This window comes from Dyella japonica A8, from assembly GCF_000725385.1.
GTDB lineage: Bacteria > Pseudomonadota > Gammaproteobacteria > Xanthomonadales > Rhodanobacteraceae > Dyella > Dyella japonica_C.
Genome location: NZ_CP008884.1, coordinates 2,239,976 through 2,261,296, shown reverse-complemented (window position 1 = coordinate 2,261,296; position 21,321 = coordinate 2,239,976). Strand labels below are relative to the sequence as shown.

The 21,321-nt window shown below is 65.8% G+C and carries 22 protein-coding genes; 8 read left to right on the top strand and 14 right to left on the bottom strand.

Annotated elements, in window-relative coordinates:
* Positions 1-91: 91 nt before the first annotated feature.
* From yidD to HY57_RS09330, 3 genes are read left to right on the top strand one after another with little or no spacing between them, the layout of a single operon-like run.
* Complete coding sequence (gene yidD, locus HY57_RS21170; protein WP_081500572.1) at positions 92-349, top strand: membrane protein insertion efficiency factor YidD; 258 nt, start codon at positions 92-94, stop codon at positions 347-349.
* The gene (locus HY57_RS09335; protein ID WP_019463949.1) at positions 339-1,676 is read left to right on the top strand and encodes a dihydroorotase; all 1,338 of its coding nucleotides are present in this window, start codon (positions 339-341) and stop codon (positions 1,674-1,676) included. The genes yidD and HY57_RS09335 overlap by 11 nt, the downstream gene beginning before the upstream one ends.
* Entirely contained in the window at positions 1,673-2,497 is an 825-nt protein-coding gene (locus tag HY57_RS09330; RefSeq protein WP_019463948.1) for a M23 family metallopeptidase, read from the top strand. The genes HY57_RS09335 and HY57_RS09330 overlap by 4 nt, the downstream gene beginning before the upstream one ends.
* A gap of 18 nt (positions 2,498-2,515) precedes the next feature.
* Here HY57_RS09330 and HY57_RS20835 read toward each other — a convergent pair whose 3' ends face one another.
* From HY57_RS20835 to efp, 8 genes are all read right to left on the bottom strand, one after another.
* The gene (locus HY57_RS20835) at positions 2,516-2,977 is read right to left on the bottom strand and encodes a YbaY family lipoprotein (RefSeq protein ID WP_019463947.1); all 462 of its coding nucleotides are present in this window, start codon (positions 2,975-2,977) and stop codon (positions 2,516-2,518) included.
* Between the two features lie 71 nt (positions 2,978-3,048).
* Positions 3,049-4,002 (bottom strand): GTP cyclohydrolase FolE2, encoded by a 954-nt coding sequence (gene folE2 / locus HY57_RS09320; protein WP_019463946.1) that lies wholly within the window; start codon positions 4,000-4,002, stop codon positions 3,049-3,051.
* A 114-nt stretch (positions 4,003-4,116) separates the two neighbouring features.
* Positions 4,117-4,956 carry a squalene/phytoene synthase family protein gene (locus HY57_RS09315; RefSeq protein ID WP_019463945.1) on the bottom strand — a complete coding sequence of 280 codons (840 nt, stop codon included), beginning with the start codon at positions 4,954-4,956 and terminating at the stop codon, positions 4,117-4,119.
* Positions 4,953-5,624: a phosphoglycolate phosphatase gene (gph, locus tag HY57_RS09310; RefSeq protein ID WP_019463944.1), complete on the bottom strand. Its 672-nt coding sequence runs from the start codon at positions 5,622-5,624 to the stop codon at positions 4,953-4,955. The genes HY57_RS09315 and gph overlap by 4 nt, the downstream gene beginning before the upstream one ends.
* Positions 5,621-6,343, bottom strand: a complete 723-nt coding sequence (gene ubiG, locus HY57_RS09305) for a bifunctional 2-polyprenyl-6-hydroxyphenol methylase/3-demethylubiquinol 3-O-methyltransferase UbiG (protein WP_019463943.1) — start codon at positions 6,341-6,343, stop codon at positions 5,621-5,623. Before ubiG ends, gph begins: the two co-directional genes overlap by 4 nt.
* 30 nt (positions 6,344-6,373) lie before the next feature.
* A complete protein-coding gene (locus tag HY57_RS09300; RefSeq protein WP_019463942.1) occupies positions 6,374-6,628 on the bottom strand; it encodes a YciI family protein in 255 nt (84 codons plus the stop codon).
* Between the two features lie 10 nt (positions 6,629-6,638).
* Positions 6,639-7,979 (bottom strand): TRZ/ATZ family hydrolase, encoded by a 1,341-nt coding sequence (locus tag HY57_RS09295; RefSeq protein WP_019463941.1) that lies wholly within the window; start codon positions 7,977-7,979, stop codon positions 6,639-6,641.
* A gap of 248 nt (positions 7,980-8,227) precedes the next feature.
* Positions 8,228-8,797 (bottom strand): elongation factor P, encoded by a 570-nt coding sequence (efp, locus tag HY57_RS09290; protein ID WP_019463940.1) that lies wholly within the window; start codon positions 8,795-8,797, stop codon positions 8,228-8,230.
* An 84-nt stretch (positions 8,798-8,881) separates the two neighbouring features.
* Here efp and epmB point away from each other — a divergent pair, with 84 nt between their 5' ends.
* Both epmB and HY57_RS09280 read left to right on the top strand, forming a co-directional pair.
* Complete coding sequence (epmB, locus tag HY57_RS09285) at positions 8,882-9,892, top strand: EF-P beta-lysylation protein EpmB (RefSeq protein WP_026033701.1); 1,011 nt, start codon at positions 8,882-8,884, stop codon at positions 9,890-9,892.
* 146 nt (positions 9,893-10,038) lie between these two features.
* Entirely contained in the window at positions 10,039-12,081 is a 2,043-nt protein-coding gene (locus HY57_RS09280) for an EAL domain-containing response regulator (RefSeq protein ID WP_019463938.1), read from the top strand.
* 1,274 nt (positions 12,082-13,355) lie between these two features.
* Here the strand turns inward: HY57_RS09280 and rplS are convergent.
* From rplS to ffh, 5 genes are all read right to left on the bottom strand, one after another.
* Positions 13,356-13,745 (bottom strand): 50S ribosomal protein L19, encoded by a 390-nt coding sequence (rplS, locus tag HY57_RS09275; protein ID WP_019463592.1) that lies wholly within the window; start codon positions 13,743-13,745, stop codon positions 13,356-13,358.
* Between the two features lie 27 nt (positions 13,746-13,772).
* Positions 13,773-14,540: a tRNA (guanosine(37)-N1)-methyltransferase TrmD gene (gene trmD, locus HY57_RS09270; protein WP_019463591.1), complete on the bottom strand. Its 768-nt coding sequence runs from the start codon at positions 14,538-14,540 to the stop codon at positions 13,773-13,775.
* Positions 14,541-14,575: 35 nt separating this feature from the next.
* Positions 14,576-15,091: a ribosome maturation factor RimM gene (gene rimM / locus HY57_RS09265; protein WP_019463590.1), complete on the bottom strand. Its 516-nt coding sequence runs from the start codon at positions 15,089-15,091 to the stop codon at positions 14,576-14,578.
* A gap of 2 nt (positions 15,092-15,093) precedes the next feature.
* The gene (gene rpsP, locus HY57_RS09260) at positions 15,094-15,348 is read right to left on the bottom strand and encodes a 30S ribosomal protein S16 (protein ID WP_019463589.1); all 255 of its coding nucleotides are present in this window, start codon (positions 15,346-15,348) and stop codon (positions 15,094-15,096) included.
* A 142-nt stretch (positions 15,349-15,490) separates the two neighbouring features.
* A complete protein-coding gene (gene ffh / locus HY57_RS09255) occupies positions 15,491-16,873 on the bottom strand; it encodes a signal recognition particle protein (protein WP_019463588.1) in 1,383 nt (460 codons plus the stop codon).
* A 172-nt stretch (positions 16,874-17,045) separates the two neighbouring features.
* On the opposite strand from ffh, the gene HY57_RS09250 reads away from it, so the two are divergent.
* Genes HY57_RS09250 through HY57_RS09240 form a run of 3 tightly spaced genes read left to right on the top strand, consistent with a single transcriptional unit; the run spans position 17,046 to position 19,323 of the window.
* Complete coding sequence (locus HY57_RS09250; RefSeq protein WP_019463587.1) at positions 17,046-17,846, top strand: cytochrome C assembly family protein; 801 nt, start codon at positions 17,046-17,048, stop codon at positions 17,844-17,846.
* Entirely contained in the window at positions 17,843-18,703 is an 861-nt protein-coding gene (gene purU / locus HY57_RS09245) for a formyltetrahydrofolate deformylase (RefSeq protein ID WP_019463586.1), read from the top strand. Before HY57_RS09250 ends, purU begins: the two co-directional genes overlap by 4 nt.
* Positions 18,704-18,714: 11 nt before the next feature.
* Positions 18,715-19,323, top strand: coding sequence for a glutathione S-transferase family protein (locus HY57_RS09240; protein ID WP_019463585.1), 609 nt, complete (start codon positions 18,715-18,717; stop codon positions 19,321-19,323).
* Between the two features lie 556 nt (positions 19,324-19,879).
* Here HY57_RS09240 and radA read toward each other — a convergent pair.
* Complete coding sequence (gene radA, locus HY57_RS09235) at positions 19,880-21,262, bottom strand: DNA repair protein RadA (protein ID WP_019464272.1); 1,383 nt, start codon at positions 21,260-21,262, stop codon at positions 19,880-19,882.
* Between the last annotated feature and the right edge of the window lie 59 nt (positions 21,263-21,321).

The window sequence follows — 21,321 nt, the reverse complement described above, 5'->3', positions numbered from 1 at the left end:
TTATAGCCCAAGCGGCTTACACCGGCAACCTCGCTTCTGGAATACTTGCGACACTACATGCCGCAAACTGTTTCGGCAGCGTCAAACCGTCGTGACCCGACTGATACTTCTACTGCTCGGCTTCTACAAGCGCTGGCTAAGCCCCCTGCTGGGTCAGCGCTGCCGCTTCCATCCCAGCTGCTCCGATTATGCACGGATTGCCATTGTGCGCTTCGGACCGGTCAAGGGTGGCGCACTCGCCGGCTGGCGCCTGCTGCGCTGCCAGCCGCTGTGCGAGGGTGGCCACGACCCCGTCCCCGAACACTTCACTTTCCGCCGCTGCACCCCAGGAGAACCCCATGTCCACTGACTGGCTGATCAAGAACGCCGAACTGGTCAACGAAGGCCGCCGCTTCCACGCCGACCTGCGCGTGAAGAACGGGCGCATCGATGCCATCGCCGGCGACCTGAACGCCCGCCCCGGCGAGCAGGTGGTGGATGCCAGCGGCCTGTGGCTGTTCCCCGGCATGATCGACGACCAGGTGCATTTCCGTGAACCCGGCCTGACGCAGAAGGCCGATATCGCCCACGAATCGCGCGCCTGCGCCGCCGGCGGCATCACCAGCTACATGGAGATGCCCAACACCAAGCCGCCCGCGCTGGACCGCGAGACGCTGGAGGCCAAGTACGCCCGCGCGGCGGAGGTCTCCGCCGTCAACTACGCGTTCTATATGGGCGCCAGCAACGACAACCTGGAGGCCATTCGCCGCCTCGATCCGCTCGCCGCCCCCGGCATCAAGGTGTTCATGGGCGCGTCCACCGGCAACATGCTGGTGGACAACCCGGACGTGCTGAACGGCATTTTCCGCGACGCCCCCACGCCCATCATCACGCACTGCGAAGACACGCCGATGATCGACGTGAATCTCGCCAAGGCGCACGAGAAATACGGCGACGCCATCCCGCCCCGCGAACATCCGCTGATCCGCTCGCGCGAGGCCTGCATCAAGTCCACCCGCCTGGCCATCGAACTGGCCAAGCGCCACAACAGCCGCCTTCACGTGCTGCACATCTCCACCGCGGACGAGCTGGCGCTGTTCGAGCCGGGCCCGGTCAAGGGCAAGCGCATCACCGCGGAAACCTGCGTGCATTTCCTGCACTTCGACGACCGCGACTACGAACGCCTGGGCTTCCTGATCAAGTGCAACCCGGCGATCAAGACGGCCGCCGACCGCGAGGCCATCATCAAGGCGCTGGCCGAAGGCCGCCTGGACGTGCTCGCCACCGACCACGCGCCGCATCTCCTCGAAGAGAAGGGCCAGCTGTACGACAAGGCGCCCGGTGGTCTGCCGCTGGTGCAGTTCGCCCTGCAGGCCGCCCTGCAGCGCGTGTTCGAAGGCCAACTGACGCTGGAGCGCGTGGTGGAAGCCGTGACGCATGCGCCGGCCACGCTGTTCGACGTGAAGGAACGCGGCTTCCTGCGTGAAGGCTACGCCGCCGATCTGGTACTGGTGGACCCCAACAAGCCGCACACCGTGCGTCGCGAGGAAGTGCTGTCCAAGTGCGCCTGGTCGCCGTTCGAGGGATACACCTTCAACAGCTCCATCGCGGCCACCTTCGTCAACGGCCAGCGCGTGTGGGACGGCCAGAACGTGGATCAGGGCGTGCGCGGCCAGCGCCTGGCCTTCGCCCGATGACGTTCACGCGGAGGGCGGGCCTTTGGCTCGCCCTCGGCATGGCCGCCCTGCCCGCCATGGCGGCCGACCTGCCACCAAGCATGTCCCAAGGTGGGCTGGTAACGGCGACGGTGCCGGCAGGCGCCACCGCCACGGTGAACGGCAAACCGGTCCGCGTTGGTTCGGACGGCATGCTGGTGTTCGGCGCCAGCCGCGATGAGCAGGGGCCGATCACGGTCGTACTCACCCTGCCTGACGGACGCCGCGAAACCACGCGCGTCGCCGTGACACCGCGCGCATGGCCGATGGAACGCGTCAACGGCGTGCCGCCCAAGACGGTGAACCCGCCACCCGATATCGCCACGCGCATCCAGCGCGAACAGGCCGAGGTCGCCGCCGCGCGCAAGCGCGACGACGATCGCGAGGGTTTCGCGCAGGGCTTTATCTGGCCCGTGGTGGGGCGCATCAGCGGACGCTTCGGCAGCCAGCGCGTCTTCAACGGCACGCCCAAATCACCGCACCCGGGCATGGATATCGCCGTGCCCCAAGGCACGCCGGTGAAGGCGCCCGCCGACGGCGTGATCACGTTTGCCAAGCCCGACCTCTACCTCACCGGCGGCACCGTGCTCATCGACCACGGCTTCGGGCTGAGTTCGAACTTCCTGCACCTGTCACGGATCGACGTGACGGTTGGGCAGGCCGTGCATCAAGGCGAGGTGATCGGCGCGGCGGGCATGACCGGTCGCGCCACCGGGCCGCATGTGCACTGGGGCTTCAACTGGTTCGAGGTGCGACTGGATCCGATGCTGCTGCCCGGCATCGTAGGCACCAGCCCGCATTGAGCAGGCTGGTGAGCGCCGTTACGGCACGGCCTTGAGGGTGATGCTCACCGGGCCGTTCTCGCCGGAACGGCCCAGCACGCTGGTGCGCGTGTCGTTGATGGCAAGCAGCTTGTCGCCCTGCTGCAAACGCACGCCAATGGCGAAATCCACGCCGTCGCGCAGTTCGGCCGGGTCGTAGCTCAGCATGAAATCCACCGGCGAGGCGCCCACCGGCTGGATGCGTTCTTCCGCGATGGTGCGCGCGGCCACATCCTGGCGGCTCACGTCCGCCAGCGTCACGATCAGCACGGCATCGGCCGGCACCGCCTGCGGCAGGTCATAGCGCACGTCGCCCACCAACGTCTTCATCAGGGCCTGGTGCACGGGTGCGGCGGCTGCGACCGGCGGCTGGGGAGCTTCTTCCTTGTGGTGGTGGAACATCGAGCACGCGGACAACGCGAACACGGTGGCGACGGCCAGCAAGGGAAGACGGAACGACATGCGGATCTCCAGACGATGAAAGCCCGGTCACGGGCTTTCATCATGCTAGCAGGCGGCGATAGGGGACGGGCTCAGGCGCAGCCCTTGCCTGCGTAGCCGCCCTCGACGCCCTTGCTGGCGTACGCGACGGCATCGTGCGGGTGCAGGCTTTCCTGGTGCTCCACGCGGATGTGGAAATCGCTCAGTGCCTTATCGGCGTCCAGGGCCTTCTGGATGCGGCGGGCCGCATCCTCGCAGAACATCAGGTTGCCGCCATTGGCGAGCGCGAATGCCTGTTCGTCCTCGCGCTTCACCGCAGTCTGCACCGGCGTACCCAGCGCCTGCTCGGTGACGTCGATTAGGTCGATGAGGTTGAACGCCGCGCCTTCCGCCGGACGCACGCGCAGACGAGCGACACTGCGCTGTGCATGCGGCGTGGCCACAATGCCCTTCTCGCTGCCCAGCCAGGCCAGCACGGCAGCGTGCTCGACCGCTTTGCCAGCATCGAAGTCCTTCGCGAACTGGTCCTGGATCAGCTGGCGCGACAGCGCGGCGGAGGCGGGACAGGTGGAGGAATAGACGATCTCCGTGCCGAACTCCAACAGCAGCTCCTCGCCGATCATGCTCGCTTCGATGGTCACCGGGTACGAGCGCCAGCCGCTGTTGGCGCTGCGCAGCGCGGGACGGCGCACCAGGTGCTCAAAGCGGATGCTGAGGCAGGCGCGATCGGAGAGATCCTTGTGCGAGTCCAGGAAACCGCGCAGCAGGTCGCGCAAGGTTGCCGTGCTCAAGGTCTGCGTACTCAGCGCCTGCTCCACCTGCAGGTACAGGCGCGACATGTGGATGCCGCGCTTGTCGGGACGGCGCAGGTTGACGAAGGCGCCGACGCGCGCACTGGCACGCTGCACGTCGCCATCGCCGGCGTCGAAACGGACGGGCACTTCGATGCCGTCCATGCCGACCCAATCCAGTTCGCCAACCAGGTGCGGCTGGGCATGGACTGCCACGTCAGGAAGCAGGCGGGCGGTGTTTTCCTCGGTGTACATGGGTGAATCCTGTGAATCCGGCTGGCGCCATGGGCGCGCGGGAGACCTCAATCTTGGGGCAGCCGGGGTGCCTCGCAATAGTGGCGTGGGGGAAACGCTGCGTCCCGGCCTCGTTCAATCAAGCTTGCTGCGCCAAGCGCGGGCAGCCTGCCAGGCCTGCCAGGCCACGCCAGGCCCCTGCCGCCCCTGCCCCTTGCGCAGCACGTCGAGCGGGTCCGCAGCCTTGCGCGCCTTGGCCACCAAGGCCTTGCCCAACCGGGATTCCAGCCCACGGAAGGCGCTCAACGGCCCCGGCAGTTTGTCGGCCTCGCGCCAGGCCTGATGCAGGTCGTCCAGCTGGGCGCGGATGGCGTCGTTACGTGCGGCGCTCGCCTCGCGTAATGCATTGCGGCTCACCCCGAACTTGGCCAGGCGCGACATCGGCAGCGCCAGCCGGTCGCGGTCGGCGTCTTCTTCCAGTCGCAGCAGCGAATACAACAGGTGAGACAAGGTCGCCACGCGCGTCGCGCGCTCGCTGGATGCCTTGTCGCCAAACCACCAGGTGGTTTCCAGGTCGGCGATGGCGCCATGCAGCAGCGAACCGGCGGCGAGTTGAGCCGGGAAGTCGGCCGCCGTGCCCTCTTCCAGCTGCCCCATGGCGGCCAGCACCGGGGCGACCCAGTGCTCGGCCGGGATCGCATGGGCGCGATCGTCGTCAAACAGGACCTGCGTCAGCGGGTGGCGACCGCCACTGGCCGCCGCGCCGGACAACTCTTCCGCCCACCAGTTGAGCTTGGTGGCCGCCACGTGCGGCTCGCGGATGCCGTAGGCCGCGCCGAGCAGTTCCTGCTCAAGCGCTGCCAGCGCGATATGGCCGGGATAGGCGTTCTGGTCAACGAACGCCAGGGCGATGCGCTGCTGCGGCTGCACGGCCAGCCACTTGTCGATATAGCTCTGCAGCGCCGTGCCGCTCATGCCGCCACCTTCAGGCGGCTGGTGAGATCGGCCGGGTGATCCACCACCAGGTCCGCGCCCCACTGGTGCGGATCGCCGCCATCGAGGTAACCCCAACGCACGGCGACGGTGTACATGCCGGCGGCCGCACCGGCCATCACGTCACGACGGTCGTCACCCACGAACAGGCAACGCGACGGATCGAGGCCGGCGCGCTCGCACGCCAGCAACACCGGCGCCGGATCGGGCTTCTTCACCGGCAGGGTATCGCCCGACACGACGGCGACGGCACGTGACATCCAGCCGATGCGCACCAGCAGTTCGTCGGTGAGAAAGCCGGGCTTGTTGGTGACCACGCCCCAGGCGATGCCCTGCGCTTCGAGCGACGAAAGCAGCTCGTCAATGCCATCGAAGGGGCGCGTGTGCTCGGCCATGACGGCCTGGTAAAGCTCCAGATAGCGCGGCACGTATTCCATCAGCGCCTCGTCATCGAGATCGGGAAAAGCGCAACGCAGGATGGCCCGTGAACCGCGCGACACCACCTCGCGCACCATCGCATACGACGGCACCGCTACCTGCATTTCCTCGCACTGCGTTTTCAACGCGGCGTAGAGATCGGGGGCACTGTCGAGCAAGGTGCCGTCAAGATCGAACAGCACGCCCTGGACGTTCTGTGGAAAGGACTTCATGCGGGCTTTCGTGCGCTGATCAGATAGTTCACGGCGGTGACGCGGCTCAGCCACGCCTTGCGGTTGAGCGGGTTGTAGCCAAGACCGGAGACGTCGTCGACTTCCAGCCCGGCGTGGCGCATCAGGCGCCCCAGCTCCGACGGCTTGAGGAACTGCGCGTAGTGATGCGTGCCACGCGGCAGCATGCGCATGATGTATTCGGCGCCAAGAATGGCGGCACCGAACGCTGCCGGCGTGCGGTTGAGCGTGGACATCACCACCAGGCCGCCCGGCTTCACCATGCGGACGAGATCGCCCACCAGGGCGGCCGGATCGGGCACGTGCTCGATCAGCTCCATGCAGCACACGGCGTCGAAGCTTTCCGGTTCGGCGGCAGCCAGCTCGGCGGACGACTGCACGCGGTAGTCGATATCGAGGCTCGGGTTTTCCAGTCGCGACTCGTGCATGTGCAGGCGTGCGATTTCGATCACCTTCTCGCCCAGGTCGATGCCGGTCACGTGTGCGCCCGCCTTGGCCAGCGCCTCGCTGAGCAGGCCGCCGCCGCAGCCGACGTCGGCCACGCGCGCGTCGCGCAGGTTCACGCGATCGGCCACATACGAAGCGCGGACCGGATTGAGATCATGCAGCGGGCGGGACTCGCCATCCGGATCCCACCAGCGCGCGGCAAGCTTGCCGAAGCGTGCGATTTCCTCGGGACTGACATTGGTTGCGGCTTGCATCGAAAGCATCCTTCGGAACGTGGGCGCAGCTTAGCGCGCGTTCCATTCGTAGACCGTGATATCCCAGCCGCCACTAATGTGGGCCGGGTCCTGGTGTGCGATGGACAGCGCCTCGCTCATGTCGGCAGCCAGCATGAGGTAGGCACCGCCGGACTGGTCACTGAAGCCCCCGGACATTTCCAGCCGGCCTCCCGCTCGTAGGCCTTGCAGGAAATCCTTGTGCGGCTGCACGACGGCCGGATCGAAGCCCGGGCGGCGCATGGCCATGACGAGATAACGGTTCATGTCGGTGTCCTCAGCCCGCGTCGATCGCCGCGATGCGCTCGCGCCAAGCGTGTGTCTTGGCCAGCACGGCATCGGTGTCGATATCGGTCAGCACGCGACCGGTCAGCTTGCGCACGCCGTTGATCCACACATCGGTGACCTGATGGCGACCCGTGGCATACGCCAGCTGCGACGCGATGTGGAACAGCGGCTGCGTTTCCAGATCGGACAGGCGCACGGCGGCAAGGTCGGCCTGCTTGCCCGCCTCGATGGAGCCGATGCGGTCTTCCAGACCCATGGCACGCGCACCGTTGAGCGTGGCCGCGCGCAGCGCGTAAGCCGCGTCGAACGCAGCGGCATCGCCGGCCACCGCCTTCGCCAGCAGCGCCGCGGTGCGCATTTCGCCGAACATGTCCAGGTCGTTGTTGGATGCGCAACCGTCGGTACCGATGGCGACGTTCACGCCGGCCTTGCGCAGCTTTTCGGCCGGGCAGAAGCCCGAGGCCAGCTTGAGGTTGGACTCGGGGCAATGCACCACCGAAACGCCGGCTTCCGCGCAGGCCTCGATTTCCGCATCGGTGAGCTGGGTCATGTGCACGGCGATCAGGCGGTCGTTGACCAGGCCCAGCTTCTGCAGGCGCTGGAACGGACGCAGGCCGGATTTGGCCTTCTCTTCTTCCACTTCATGCGCGGTTTCGTGTGTGTGCAGGTGCACCTGGATGTCGAGCTGGTCGGCCAGCACGCGGATGCGCTCGAAGCTCTGGTCCGACACGGTGTACGGCGCATGCGGCGCGAACGAGGTGCTCACCAGTGCATCGCCGAGAAAGCTGTCGTGCACTTCGATGGCACGGTCGAAATATTCGTCCTGCGTCTTCGCCCAGGCGGTAGGGAACTCGATCACCGGCAGGCCAACCACGGCGCGGAACCCCATGCGGCGATAGGTGGCGCCAATGACATCGGGGAAGAAGTAGTTCTCGTTGGCGCAGGTGGTGCCGCCGCGGATCATCTCGGCCACCGCCAGCTCCACGCCATCGCGCACGAACTCCGGCCCGATCACCTGACCCTCCACCGGCCAGATGTGCTTCTGCAGCCACACCATCAGCGGCAGATCGTCGGCAAGGCCGCGCAGCAGGGTCATCGGGTTGTGCGTGTGCGTGTTGACGAGGCCGGGGATCAGCACATGCTCGCCCAACGCCACGCGCTCACGCGGCGCGTAGGCGGCACGCGCGTCGGCCTGGGGCAGCAGCGCCACGATGGCGCCCTTGTCGACGGCCACAGCATGGTGCTCAAGCACGATACCGTGCGGCTCCACCGGCACGATCCAGCGCGCTTCGATCAGGAGGTCGATGGTTTGCGGGGCGTTCTGGCTCATCCGTTGGCTCGCTTTTTTCTTGTGTTGGATACGACATGGGGCGGATCACCTTGCGGTGGCCGCCCCATGGTTGCCTGCTGGCGTGACGATTTTTAGATCGTCATTCCGGCGGAGGCGGGAATCCAGTGACTTTGCATCGGGTTGTGCGAAGAAGAATTCGCGTGCTTCGCACAACATATTTCACTGGATCCCGGCCTTCGCCGGGATGACGCATTGGCAAGCCGCGCGCAAGCGCGCGGGCCAATGCGTCACTTGCCGACGCGGCTGACGTATTCGCCCGTGCGGGTGTCGACCTTGATCACTTCGTCGGTGCTGACGAACAGCGGCACGCGCACCACCGCGCCCGTTTCCAGCGTGGCCGGCTTGCCGCCGCCGCCCGAGGTGTCGCCACGCAGGCCCGGATCGGTTTCGGTGATCTTCAGTTCGACGAAGTTCGGCGCCTGCACCGTGATGATCTCGCCGTTGAACAGCGTGACCACGCACTCTTCCTCGCCCTTCAGCCACTTCACGGCATCACCCATGCCGGCCTTGCTGGCCTGGTGCTGTTCGAAGCTTTCCTGGTGCATGAAGTGCCAGAACTCGCCGTCGGAGTACAGGTACTGCATATCGGTATCGACGACGTCGGCGACCTCGAAGGAGTCGCTGGACTTCATGGTCTGCTCGGTGGTGCGGCCGTTCTTCAGGTTGCGGATGAAGATGCGGGTGAACGCCTGACCCTTGCCGGGCTTGATGAAGTCGGCGTCGGTAATGACCCACGGGTCATTGTTGTGAAGGATCTTCATACCCTTCTTGACGTCGTTGAGACCGGCGGTGGCCATGTGCTGCACTCCAGGTGTGATGCCGCGGGGAGGCGGCTAGAATAGGGTTTTCACCGGGCCCCAGGGCCCGATTCAAGACCCACTATGATAACCGCAAGCCACGCCGCCCGCCTATCTCCGCCAGGTCCCGACTGGCGCGCGCTCTGGCGCGAGGCCGTGACGGACCCGTGCGAGCTGCTGGCCCTGGTGGGGCTGGAGCACCTGGCCGACCGCCTTCCCCCGGGGGATGCCGGTTTCGCCGTGCGCGTGCCGCGGGGCTTCGTGGCGCGCATGCGCCAGGGTGACCCGCAGGATCCCCTGCTCCTGCAGGCCCTGCCCCAGCTGGCTGAAGAGGATGTGGTGCCGGGCTTCGGCCTGGACGCGGTGGGCGACCTGGCGGCCCGCCCCGCCCAAGGCGTGCTGCACAAGTACGAGGGCCGGGCCCTGCTGATCGCCAGCGGCAGCTGCGCGATCAATTGCCGTTACTGCTTCCGCCGCCATTTTCCCTATGGCGAGGAAATGGCCGCCGCGGGCCAGTGGCGCAAGGCGCTGGAGCACGTGCGCCAGGACAGCTCCATCCGCGAGCTGATCCTGTCCGGTGGCGACCCGCTCTCGCTGACCACCGCCAAGCTGGAGGAGCTCACCCAGGGCCTGGGCGACATTCCCCACGTCACCCGCCTGCGCATCCATACGCGCCTGCCGGTGGTGCTGCCCGAGCGCATCGACGACGCCTTCGTCCGCTGGCTCGACGCCCTGCCGCTGCAGAAGGTGGTGGTGCTGCACGCCAACCACGCCAACGAGTTCGATGCCAGCGTGGATGCCGCCTGCGCCCGCCTGCGCGATGCCGGCGCCACCCTGCTCAACCAGTCGGTGCTCCTGCGCGGCATCAATGACGATGCCGGCGTGTTGGCCGCCCTGTCCGAGCGCCTGTTCGCCGCTGGCGTGCTGCCCTACTACCTGCACCAGCTGGATCGCGTGCAAGGCGCGGCGCATTTCGAGGTCGACGACGCCCGCGCCCAGGCGTTGGTGGAAGCCGTCCGGCACCGCCTGCCCGGCTACCTCGTACCCAGACTGGTCCGCGAAGTCGGCGGCGAACCCTCGAAGCGACCGGTGTAACAGAGCCACGGTACAGTTGTGGGCTCCGTCACTCCCGGAACATTTCTGCTGGCAGCCGCCGGCGGAATCCGCTAAAAACCACGGATGGCCCGCCTCCTGTCATCTCAGGTTCAGCAGCGGCGCACCACGGATAGTCCAGCGAGCCCATGAAAACTGACCAGGTCATCAAGATCCTTTTCATCGAGAAGTCAGTCGAAGACGCGGAACAGATCATCAGCCTGCTGCGCAACAGCGGCATAGCCGTCCGGCCGGCACGCGCCACCAGCGCCGAACAGATCACCGCCGCCCTCGACGAACTGGGCCCCGACATCGTCCTGTTCGACCCCTCCGTCGGCACGCTCGAACTGCGCGAAGTGTCGCGCATGCTTGACGCGCATGGCCGCGACCTGGCGCTCATCGCGCTGGTCAGCCAGGCGGACAATGCGACCATCACCGAGCTGTTCGTCAACGGCGCGCGCAGCGTGGCGCTGCGTCCGCAACCCAAGCAGCTGATGGCGGTGATCCAGCGGGAATTCGATTCGCTCAACATGCGCCGCCAGGTGCGCCGGCTGGAAGCGGCGCTGCGCGAGTCGGAGCGTCGCTGCGATGCGCTGCTGGACTCGTCCACCGACGCCATCGCCTATGTGCACGAAGGCATGCACGTGCGCGCCAACCAGGCCTATCTCGACACCTTCGGCTATGCCGATTTCGACGACCTGCTTGGCCTGCCCGTGCTTGACATGATCGGCCCCAACGACGCCGACGAATTCAAGAACACGCTCAAGGGACTATCCAAGGGCGAGAAGCCCACGGGCGTGATCGAGCTGCAGGCGCGCCGGGCCGACGCCACCACGTTCAAGGCGGGCGTTGAGTTCGCCCACGCCATGTTCGAAGGCGAACCCTGCCTGCAGGTGGTGTTCCGCCGGCAGAAGGTGGACACCGGCGTCATCGAGCAGCTGCAGCGCGACGCCGTCACCGGCCTGTTCAACCGCGCACGCATGCTGGAATGCATCGACGAAGCCGTCGCCGCGGCCTCGCAGGGCACCAAGGGCCAGGCCTTGCTGCTGATCGAGCCGGACAACTGGCAAAGCATCGTGGCCGGCGTCGGCCTGTCCAAGGCTGACGAGCTGCTGGCCGCCTTCGCCAATCGCGTGGAGGGGCAACTCACCGCCCACGACACCGCCGGCCTGCTGGCGGAGCACACCGTGGGCGTGCTGCTGCACACCCGCAACGACGACGGCATCAAGCAGTGGATCGCCGGCCTGCAGCAGGCTATCGCCGGGGGCATCTTCGACCTCGGCTCGCGCTCCATCACCATCACCACCAGCATCGGCGGCAGCCTGCTCGGCGAGCGCAACGCCAACACCGAGCTGCTGCTCAACCAGGCCAGCCAGGCGCTGCGCAACGCGCAAAGCCAGGGCGGCAACCGCAACGACCTGCACGACCCCGCTGCGCGCGAGAAGGCCGACGAGGAACGCGAGCGTTACTGGCTGAGCGTGATCAAACAGGCGCTCACCCAGAACGACTTCGTCCTCTATCACCAGCAGACCATCAGCCTGCAGGATGCCGACGGCGAGTTCTCCGAGATCCTGCTGCGCCTCAATGGCCCGCAGGGCGAGGTGCTGCCGGGCTTCTTCATGCCCATCGCAGAAAAGCACAACCTGACGCCAGCCATCGACCGCTGGGTGCTGAACCAGACCATCGAACATCTGCGCGCGCGCGACCGCATGGGCTCGCCGACCACGTTCTTCGTCAAGCTGACCGCCGGCTCGCTGGAGGACAAGGAACTGCTGCCCTGGCTGGGCGAGCGCCTTCGCCAGGCTGCGCTCAAGCACGGCCAGCTGGTGCTGGAAATGACCGAGAGCAAGGTGGTTACCTCACTGCGCCCCGCACAGGAATTCGTGCAGGCGTGGCAGAAACTCGGCGGCCAGTTCGCGCTGGAGCAGTTCGGCTCAGGCCTGAACTCCTTCCAGTTGCTCAACCACATCAGCGCGGACTATCTGAAGATCGATCGCAGCTACATGGCCGACCTGCCCCAGCAGCAGGAGAGCCAGAGGAGGGTGGCGGAGATCTGCCGCCAGTCGCGCGAACTGAAGAAACAGACGATTGCCGAGTGGGTGGAGGATGCGGCGAGCACGTCGCTGCTGTTCGCTTGTGGCGTGGATTTCGTGCAGGGCAATTTCCTGCAGGAGCCGCAGCGGTTGACGTGATAGGGCGCGCTGCCCTACGGGGGAGCAACGTCGCCTTTTGGCTTCATGCGGCTTGGCATTTTTGTGCGCCTCGAAAAGGGGCGGATCGGGTAAGCGCGAAGCGCGTTTCGCATCGCTAGGCTTGCGTCGCTGAACGCCCCGCAGAGCGGCTTTTCCAATATGGCCCCACCGCCTCATAGGCACCGTCATCCCGGCGCACCCCGAAAAGGGGGCAAGGGCCGGAGGCGCTTTTCAACAGCCGCATGGCTGGTCATCCAGTAGCGGCCACGTTTGGTTGTCGCCTCGGACGTTGCCGCGACCGGGCCGCTTACGCAGCGGGCGTTTCGACCTTCTGCCGAAGGCCGAGTCACTTTTCGTTTGCTGGCCCAAAAGAAAAGTAACCCAAAGAAAATGGCCTCTAGAGCCAAGGCTGGCAGCATTCTGTGGGGATAAGCCCGAGCACCTGAGGCAAGTTGTTGCTTGGTCACCTCCGCCTCTACACAGCGGGTACTTCCAAGCGCTTCGCAACGCGCCATGGCGATGAGGACTTAAAGCGGAGCCTCGCTTCGCTTTGGCGTAGACGGGACCCGCACGACCGCGCGCTTTTCTGTGGGAGCGCACCCTGTGCGCGACAACCTAACGGAGCGGTAACCACGAGACGCCGCTGTCGCGCACAGGGTGCGCTCCCGCAAGGAGGCGTCCGCCACGTCGAACGGACCGCCATGCGCCACGCCGCGACGTGCCGCGCAGCGGCACGAGCCGTCAGCCTTGGCTCTTGATCTTCCCGGGCCCCGTATGAGGCGGCGGGAGGGTGGAGATCAGGCCCCGCAGGGGTGCCTGGCAAGGATGCCAGGCACTTTTCGTCGGGGCAGGATGCCCCGTCGAAAAGCCCGGAACCCGACCGCGTACCTATCGGGCGTAGCCCGATAGGCGCCTCATCCGGGGGGCCCTTTCTTTGGGTTACTTTTCTTTGGGCAAGCAAAGAAAAGTGACCCGGCCTCCGGCAGGAGGCCGGAACGCCCGCCGCGTAGGCGAGCCAGGTCGCCGTATCACAGCAACCGAAGGCCGAGAGCAAAGTCACTGGATCCCCGCTTTCGCGGGGATGACGGTGTGTGTGAACCGGTGAGGATAGGTTATCCCCTCCCTCTCTTGCCGCTCTAAAACCGCATCCATCCATGGCTACTCCCCGCACGCCCCACGGGCCAAGAGAGAGCCAAAGCCAACACCAAGCCACAAAAGAAAACCCCGCGGATCGCTCCGCGGGGTTTTCATCAAACCGATAAAAGGCGCCCGAATTACTCGGCGGCAGCCTTCTTGGCAGCCTTGGCAGCGGAGACGGCAGCGACGTCTTCCTTGATGCGGGCAGCCTTGCCTTCCAGGTTGCGCAGGTAGTACAGCTTGGCGCCACGCACCTTGCCCTTGCGCTTCACTTCCAGCGAGTCGATGGCCGGGCTGTGAGCCTGGAACACGCGCTCCACGCCGGTGCCGTGCGAAATCTTGCGCACGGTGAAGGCCGAATGCAGGCCGCGGCTACGCTTGGCGATGACGACACCCTCGAACGCCTGGACGCGCTCGCGGTTACCTTCCTTCACCTTCACGTTGACCACCACGGTGTCACCAGGGCCGAATTCCGGCAGCTGGCGGGTGATCTGCTCGGCTTCGAACTGTTCGATGATCTTGTTCATGGCAACACCTGTCTGTTCACTGTGCCCTTAATGGGCCATATCGTCGTGCCGCGTCTGCTGAGCATGCTCGCGGCGGAATTCATCCAACAGCGCACGGGATTCTGCATCCAGCGCGCGCTGCGCCAAAAGGTCGGGACGCCGCAACCAGGTCCGTCCCAGTGATTGCTTCAGGCGCCAACGGCGAATGGCCGCATGGTCACCGGAGAGCAATACGTCCGGCACGTCGCCCAGTGCGTCATGCACCGGTTTCGCATAGTGCGGGCAATCGAGCAGTCCGTCCGAAAACGAATCCTGCTGCGCCGACGCCGCGTCATTCAACGCACCGTCCTGCAAGCGGCCCACGGCATCGATGATCACTGCCGCACCCAGCTCACCGCCGGACAGCACATAATCGCCGATGGAGAGCTCCTCGTCGACCTCGTGCGCCAGCAGACGCTCGTCCACACCTTCGTAACGCCCACAGAGCAAGGCGATGCGCGGCAGCTTCGCCAGCGCTTCCACCCTGCCCTGCGTCAGCCTCGCTCCTTGCGGGCTGAGGTAAATCACATGCACCGGTTCCGGTGCCGCCTCGCGCACTGCCTTGAGGGCATCACGCAAAGGCTGAATCAGCATCACCATCCCGGGCCCGCCGCCGCAGGTGCGGCCGTCCACAGTACGGTAATTGTCGGTGGCGAAATCACGCGGGTTCCAGGTTTCCACCTGAAGCAGTTCCCGCTGCTGCGCCCGCCCGACCACGCCGACCGAAGCACACTGGCGCATGAAGTCGGGAAACAGCGTGACGACATCAATGCGCATAGATCCTCAAACCTGTTTGGCAGCGCTGGTCGCGCTCAGAATTCAGGATCCCAGTCCACCACCATGCGCCCACCGGACAAGTCCACCGAACGCACGAAAGATCCCTGGATGAAAGGAATCAGCCGCTCGCGCGTACCGTCCTTTACCACCACGACGTCGTTGGCTCCGGTCGCGAACAGGTGACTGACCCGACCCAGTGCCACGCCTTCCGTGGTGACGACCTCGAGACCTTCGAGATCGACCCAGTAGTACTCATCCTTGCCGGGGGGCGGCAGCAGGTCGCGGGAGACGTAAATGTCTTGTCCCACCAACGCCATGGCTGCATCCCGGTCATCCACGCCAGGCAGCTGGGCGACCAGCCCTTTGCCCTGCGGACGACCCTTTATTCCCGTGACCTCCGTCTCCACACCCGGCGCCGAAGTCAGCAGCCAGGGTTGGTAGGTGAAGATCCGCGTGCGGGGCTCGGTCCAGGATTCAAGCTTGACCCAGCCCTGCACGCCGTACAGCCCGACGATGCGTCCCACCAGGACGCGCCGGCCGGCTGCCGTCATGCTCAGGCAGCCTGCTGCTTGCCGGCTTCCTTGACGAGGGCGGCGACCTTGTCGCTCATCTGCGCACCCTTGCCGATCCACTCCTGCACGCGGACGACGTTCAGCTCAAGGCGCTTGTCCTTGCCCGAAGCGACCGGGTTGTAGAAGCCCACGTTCTCGATGTTGCGGCCATCGCGCTTGTTGCGCTGGTCGGTGACGACGATGTGGTAGAACGGACGGCCCTTGGCGCCGCCGCGCGAAAGACGAATCTTGACCATAAGTAAAAGCTCCAGAGTTGCCGGAATGCCGGCAGCACGCACACTGCGGTGCGCGGTGAACGCGACATTTTAATGAATTTTGGGGAAAAAGGAAGAGCTGACAAACAGATCCGGCCAAAATCGGCGGCCGGCCCGTTCAGTCTCAGCGCATCGGCGGGAAACCACCGCCCATGCCGCCCATGCCCTTCATGGCACCGCGCATCTGGCGCAGCAGGCCCTTGCTGCCGCCCTTGGACAGCTTGGACATCATTTTCTCCATCTGCATGTACTGCTTCAGGAGGCGGTTGACGTCAGCCGGCTGCACGCCCGAACCGCGTGCCACACGGGCGCGGCGCGAGCCATTGAGCAGATCCGGGTGACGGCGTTCCTTTTTGGTCATCGACTGGATGATCGCGACCATGCGCTTGATCTCACCGTCGTTGACCTTGGATTTCACGTTATCCGGCAGTGCCGACACGCCGGGCAGCTTGTCCATCAGGCCGGCCAGGCCGCCCATGTTGGTCATCTGCTCGAGCTGGTCGCGCATGTCGTTGAGATCGAAGCGCTTGCCCTTGATGACCTTCTCGGCCAGCTTCTGCGCCTTCTCGTGGTCGACCTTGCGCTCCACCTCCTCCACCAGCGACAGCACGTCGCCCATGCCGAGGATGCGCTGCGCGACGCGATCCGGGTGGAACGGCTCGAGCGCGTCGGTCTTCTCGCCCGCGCCGAGGAACTTGATCGGACGGCCGGTGACATAGCGCACCGAGAGCGCGGCACCGCCACGCGCATCACCGTCGGTCTTGGTCAGCACGACGCCGGTGAGCGGCAGCGCTTCGGCGAAGGCCTTGGCGGTGTTGGCCGCGTCCTGGCCGGTCATGGAGTCGACCACGAAAAGCGTTTCGACCGGCGTGATCGCGGCGTGCAGCGCCTTGATCTCCGCCATCATCGCCTCGTCCACGTGCAGGCGGCCGGCGGTGTCGACCAACAGCACGTCGACCACTTCGCGGCGCGCGGCGGCGATGGCGTTCTTGGCGATATCGACCGGGTTCTGCCCCGCTTCGGACGGGAAAAACTTCACGCCTACCTGCTCGGCCAGCGTGCGCAGCTGTTCGATGGCGGCCGGACGATAGACGTCGCAGCTCACCACCATCACCTTTTTCTTCTTGCGCTCCGTGAGGAAGCGCGCCAGCTTGGCAACGGTAGTGGTCTTGCCGGCACCCTGCAGGCCCGCCATCAGCACGACGGCCGGCGGCTGCTGGGCAAGGTTGAGCTCGCTGTTGGCGGTGCCCATGACGGCCGTCAGCTCGTCGCTGACCACCTTCACCAGAGCCTGGCCCGGCGAGAGGCTCTTGAGCACCTCCTGGCCGACCGCGCGCACTTTCACCCGCTCGATGAGCGCCTGCACCACCGGCAGGGCCACGTCGGCCTCCAGCAGGGCGATGCGCACTTCACGCAGCGATTCGCGAATGTTTTCCTCGGTCAGGCGACCACGGCCGCGCAGGCGGTTGACGGTGGCGGAGAGGCGTTGGCTGAGGGACTCGAACATGGACCGGGCCGATGGGCGGAAAAGGGCTGATTATAACCGGGGAATGGGGCCGGGTCGTGAGGCCCTCAACATCCAGGGCGCGCCAGGGCCACCCAACCCTGCTGTGACGGCGCCGACAGCGCGTCGCTTCACCCCTCCCGCCGGTTCGGGGGCTATGCCACACTCGCCCGCTATGGCCGCCCTCGTCTTCTTCGCCCTGCTCGCCATCGTGCTCTACCTCACCGCAGCGACGGCCCTGGCCCGGCCGCTGTTGAGCGGCGGGCAGCCGTTGAACCGCTCGGCCCTGCTGCTGGCGGGCACGGCCGTGGCGATCCACGCGGGTACGCTGCTGAGCGTGCATCGCGGCTCGCTGGACCTGCACTTCTTTTCCGCGCTATCGCTGGTGGCCTGCGTGGTGTCCGCGCTGACGTTGGTGGTGAACATCTGGCGCCCGGTGGCGGCGCTAGGCGTCATCGTCTTCCCGCTCACCGCGCTGCTGCTCGCGCTGGATACGTTCGCGGCACCGGTCACCACGCCCCTGGCGCTGGAATGGCAGATCAAGCTGCACGTCACGGTGGCGTTGTTCGCCTTCAGCGTGCTGTCCATTGCGGCTGCGCTGGCCATCCTGCTCGCCGTGCAGGAACGCGCCCTGCGCCATCGCCAGTTCGGGCCATGGCTGCGCGCGCTGCCGCCGCTGACGTTGACGGAGACACTGTTGTTCCGGCTCATCGGCGCGGGTTTCCTGCTGCTCACGCTCACGCTGCTCACCGGCGTGCTCTTCGTGGACAACCTGTTCGGCCAGCATCTGATGCACAAGACCGTGCTGTCGATCATCGCGTGGGTGGTATTCGGCACTCTGCTTTACGGCCGCTGGCGGCATGGCTGGCGCGGACGCAGCGCCGTGAACCTTACGCTGGTGGGCATGGGCGTGTTGCTGCTCGCCTTCTTCGGCACCAAGGCCGTGCTGGAACTGATACTCCACCGCACGCCATGACCGCGACCGGCCAGTTCGTTCTGACACTCTCCTGTCCCGACCGTGCCGGCATCGTGGCGGCGGTGTCCAACCACCTGGCGGGACAAGGCGGCAACATTCTCGAGGCCCAGCAGTTCGGCGACGCGGAAACCGGTCGGTTCTTCATGCGCCTGGTGTTCGAGGACACCGAGCGTGACCTCGCCGCGCTAGAGGCAGGTTTCGACGCGTTTGCCAAACAGTTCGCCATGCAGTGGACGCTGCGCGATCGCGGGCAGCGCCGTCGCGTGATGCTGCTGGTGTCGAAGTTCGATCATTGCCTGGCGGACATCCTCTATCGCTGGCGCATCGGCGAGCTGCCGATGGACATTGCCGGCGTGGTGGCCAACCATCCGCGCGAGACCTATCGCCACCTCGACCTGGACGGCATTCCCTTCCACCACCTGCCGGTGGACCACCGCAGCCGCACCGACCAGGAAGCGGCACTTACGCGGCTGATCGACGAATCCGGCACGGACCTCGTCGTGCTCGCGCGCTACATGCAGATCCTGTCCAACGAGCTGGCGCGAAAGCTGGCCGGGCGCTGCATCAACATCCACCATTCCTTCCTGCCCGGCTTCAAGGGTGCGCGGCCGTATCATCAGGCGCACCGCCGTGGTGTGAAGCTGATCGGTGCAACGGCGCACTTCGTCACCGCCGAACTGGACGAAGGCCCGATCATCGAGCAGGACATCGAACGCGTGACCCATGCCGATACGCCGGAAGACCTGATCCGTATCGGCCGCGACATCGAACGGCGCGTACTGGCCCGCACACTGCGCCTGTATCTCGACGACCGCGTGCTGCTCAACGGCGCAAAGACGGTGGTCTTCCATTCCTGACGGAGGTTCTCGTGGAACTGATCGGCATGCTCGACTCGCCCTATGTGCGCCGCGCGGCAATTTCGCTGCGGTTGCTGGGCATCCCCTTCAAGCACCGCTCGATCTCGGTGTTTCGCAACTTCGACGAATTCCAGCGCATCAATCCGCTCGTCAAGGCTCCCACGCTGGTACTGGATGACGGCAGCCTGCTCACCGAGTCGGGCCTGATCATCGACTGGGCGCAGACCAACAGCAGCCGCCGTGCGCTGATGCCCACGGATCGCGCGGACTACACCCGTGCCCTGCGCCTGGTCGGCATCGCGCTGGCCGCCAGCGAAAAGAGCGTGCAGATCGTCTATGAGCACAAGCGTGATCCCGACAAGCGCGATGAAGGATGGATGGCGCGCGTGAAGGGGCAGCTGCGCGCGGCCTACGAAAAACTGGAACGTGAACTTGCCGGAGTCGACGGCTGGCTGTTCGGCAACACGCCAGGACAGGCTGATATCTCCATCGCCGTGGCGTGGGGGTTCTCGCAGCTCGTGGTGGCGGATGTGGTGGATGCGGCGGCTTATCCGACCGTGCAGGCGTTTGCGGAGCGTGCCGAGAAGCATCCGGATTTTGCGGCGTTGCCGGCGACGTAAAGCAATGCGAGTCGGCTAGTTCTCCGTGGCACGAGTGACGCATTGAGCCCTCTTGGCCACGGCGCGTTGCGGTGTAGCCGCTGTGTGTAGGCGAGACGCCTGTCGCTATCCGGGCTCCGGAACCTTCAGGGCATGTGTTCCACGCTATGCAGAGCGCCTCACCACAACAGCATTGCGGTGTAGCCGTGCCGCTCAATAAGGAGATCGCGCTGTGCCGAATACCAAGGCCTTCAAGGCTTGTATTCCACACGACACTACCGGAGCTCTTAAGGCCATTTTCTTTGGGTTACTTTTCTTTTGGGCCAGCAAAAGAAAAGTGACTCGGCCTTCGGCAGAAGGTCGAAACGCCCGCTGCGTAAGCGGCCCGATCGCGGAAGCGTACGAGGCGAAGACCAAACGCAAAGTCACTGGATCCCGGCCTGCGCCGGGATGACGACTAAAGAATGAAACGGTGAGGCCAGTTTGCACCTCGGCTCAACCCTCTCTTCGCCCCTCAAAGCCGCAGCCATCCATGGCTGCCCCCCCCACATATCCCGAAGGGAAGAGGTAGCAAGGCTCAGCGACAAGCATCAATCGCCTGCGACAGGCGCTCCACCGCGACAATCTCCATCTCCCCCACCTTCGCCTTCTTCGGCGCATTCGCCTTGGGCACGATGGCCTTCTGGAACCCATGATGCGCCGCTTCTTTCAGGCGCTCCTCGCCATTGGGCACCGGCCGGATTTCTCCGGACAACCCGACCTCGCCGAAGGCGATGGTCTTTTCTGGCAAGGGCCGGTCGCGCAGCGATGAAAGCACGGACAGCAGCACCGGAAGGTCCGCCGCGGTTTCCTGCACGCGGATGCCGCCCACCACGTTGACGAACACGTCCTGATCATAGGCCGCCACGCCGCCGTGCCGATGCAGCACGGCCAGCAGCATGGCGAGGCGGTTCTGCTCCAGGCCCAGCGCGACACGACGCGGATTGCCCAGCGACGACTGGTCCACCAGCGCCTGTACCTCCACCAGCAGGGGGCGCGTGCCTTCGCGCGTCACCATCACGGCACTGCCGGAGGTCGGCCCGCTGTGCGCCGACAGGAAGATTGCCGACGGATTGGGCACTTCACGCAGCCCCTTTTCGGACATGGCGAACACGCCCAGTTCATTCACCGCGCCAAAACGGTTCTTGAAGGCGCGCAACACGCGGAAGCGGCTGCCCGACTCACCCTCGAAGTACAGCACCGCGTCCACCATGTGCTCCAGCACACGTGGGCCGGCAATGCCGCCCTCTTTCGTGACATGCCCCACCAGGAACACCGACGTACCGGTTTCCTTGGCGAAGCGCGTGAGCTTGGCGGCGGATTCGCGCACCTGGCTGACCGAACCCGGCGCCGCGGTGAGCAGCTCCGTCCAGATGGTCTGGATGGAGTCGATCACCAGCACCCGCGGACGGCTGCTGAGCGCCTGCTCGATGATGCGTTCGATGCAGGTCTCGGCCAGCGCATGCAGTGGCGCCAGCGGCAGATCCAGGCGCTGCGCGCGCGAGGCCACCTGCGCCAGCGATTCTTCGCCGGTGACATAGACGCTGGGCAGCTGTGCACCCAGTGTGCCGAGCATCTGCAGCAACAGCGTCGATTTACCAATGCCGGGGTCGCCGCCGATCAGTACCACCGAACCATCCACCAGGCCGCCGCCCAGCACACGATCCAGCTCGCCGATGCCTGTGAGCGTGCGCGTTTCCGCGTTGAGCGCCACGGCCGTCAGCGGCGTCACCTTCGGCGAGCCGGCGGCTGCGCCGGCGTAACCGGTGGTGCTGCGTGCCGCGCCCGCCGACTTCACCGCGGGCTGCACCACGATTTCACTGAGGGTGTTCCATGCGCCGCAGTCCACGCATTGGCCCTGCCACTTGGAGTGCTCCGCCCCGCAGTCGGTGCATACATAGGCGGTTTTGGCTTTGGCCATGCGTCGTTTTCCTGGAAGCCGCGCGAAGAGCACCAAGCTTAGCGGGGCGCCATCGCAAT

Coding starts and splice junctions, on each gene's coding strand:
- trmD (WP_019463591.1), bottom strand. CDS start 14,540: ATGCGCATTGATGTCGTCACGCTGTTTCCCGACTTCATGCGCCAGTGT.
- folE2 (WP_019463946.1), bottom strand. CDS start 4,002: ATGTACACCGAGGAAAACACCGCCCGCCTGCTTCCTGACGTGGCAGTC.
- efp (WP_019463940.1), bottom strand. CDS start 8,797: ATGGCCACCGCCGGTCTCAACGACGTCAAGAAGGGTATGAAGATCCTT.
- HY57_RS09300 (WP_019463942.1), bottom strand. CDS start 6,628: ATGAACCGTTATCTCGTCATGGCCATGCGCCGCCCGGGCTTCGATCCG.
- gph (WP_019463944.1), bottom strand. CDS start 5,624: ATGAAGTCCTTTCCACAGAACGTCCAGGGCGTGCTGTTCGATCTTGAC.
- HY57_RS09315 (WP_019463945.1), bottom strand. CDS start 4,956: ATGAGCGGCACGGCGCTGCAGAGCTATATCGACAAGTGGCTGGCCGTG.
- ubiG (WP_019463943.1), bottom strand. CDS start 6,343: ATGCAAGCCGCAACCAATGTCAGTCCCGAGGAAATCGCACGCTTCGGC.
- ffh (WP_019463588.1), bottom strand. CDS start 16,873: ATGTTCGAGTCCCTCAGCCAACGCCTCTCCGCCACCGTCAACCGCCTG.
- HY57_RS20835 (WP_019463947.1), bottom strand. CDS start 2,977: ATGTCGTTCCGTCTTCCCTTGCTGGCCGTCGCCACCGTGTTCGCGTTG.
- HY57_RS09335 (WP_019463949.1), top strand. CDS start 339: ATGTCCACTGACTGGCTGATCAAGAACGCCGAACTGGTCAACGAAGGC.
- HY57_RS09280 (WP_019463938.1), top strand. CDS start 10,039: ATGAAAACTGACCAGGTCATCAAGATCCTTTTCATCGAGAAGTCAGTC.
- epmB (WP_026033701.1), top strand. CDS start 8,882: ATGATAACCGCAAGCCACGCCGCCCGCCTATCTCCGCCAGGTCCCGAC.
- rplS (WP_019463592.1), bottom strand. CDS start 13,745: ATGAACAAGATCATCGAACAGTTCGAAGCCGAGCAGATCACCCGCCAG.
- rpsP (WP_019463589.1), bottom strand. CDS start 15,348: ATGGTCAAGATTCGTCTTTCGCGCGGCGGCGCCAAGGGCCGTCCGTTC.
- rimM (WP_019463590.1), bottom strand. CDS start 15,091: ATGACGGCAGCCGGCCGGCGCGTCCTGGTGGGACGCATCGTCGGGCTG.
- HY57_RS09250 (WP_019463587.1), top strand. CDS start 17,046: ATGGCCGCCCTCGTCTTCTTCGCCCTGCTCGCCATCGTGCTCTACCTC.
- HY57_RS09295 (WP_019463941.1), bottom strand. CDS start 7,979: ATGAGCCAGAACGCCCCGCAAACCATCGACCTCCTGATCGAAGCGCGC.
- HY57_RS09330 (WP_019463948.1), top strand. CDS start 1,673: ATGACGTTCACGCGGAGGGCGGGCCTTTGGCTCGCCCTCGGCATGGCC.
- radA (WP_019464272.1), bottom strand. CDS start 21,262: ATGGCCAAAGCCAAAACCGCCTATGTATGCACCGACTGCGGGGCGGAG.
- purU (WP_019463586.1), top strand. CDS start 17,843: ATGACCGCGACCGGCCAGTTCGTTCTGACACTCTCCTGTCCCGACCGT.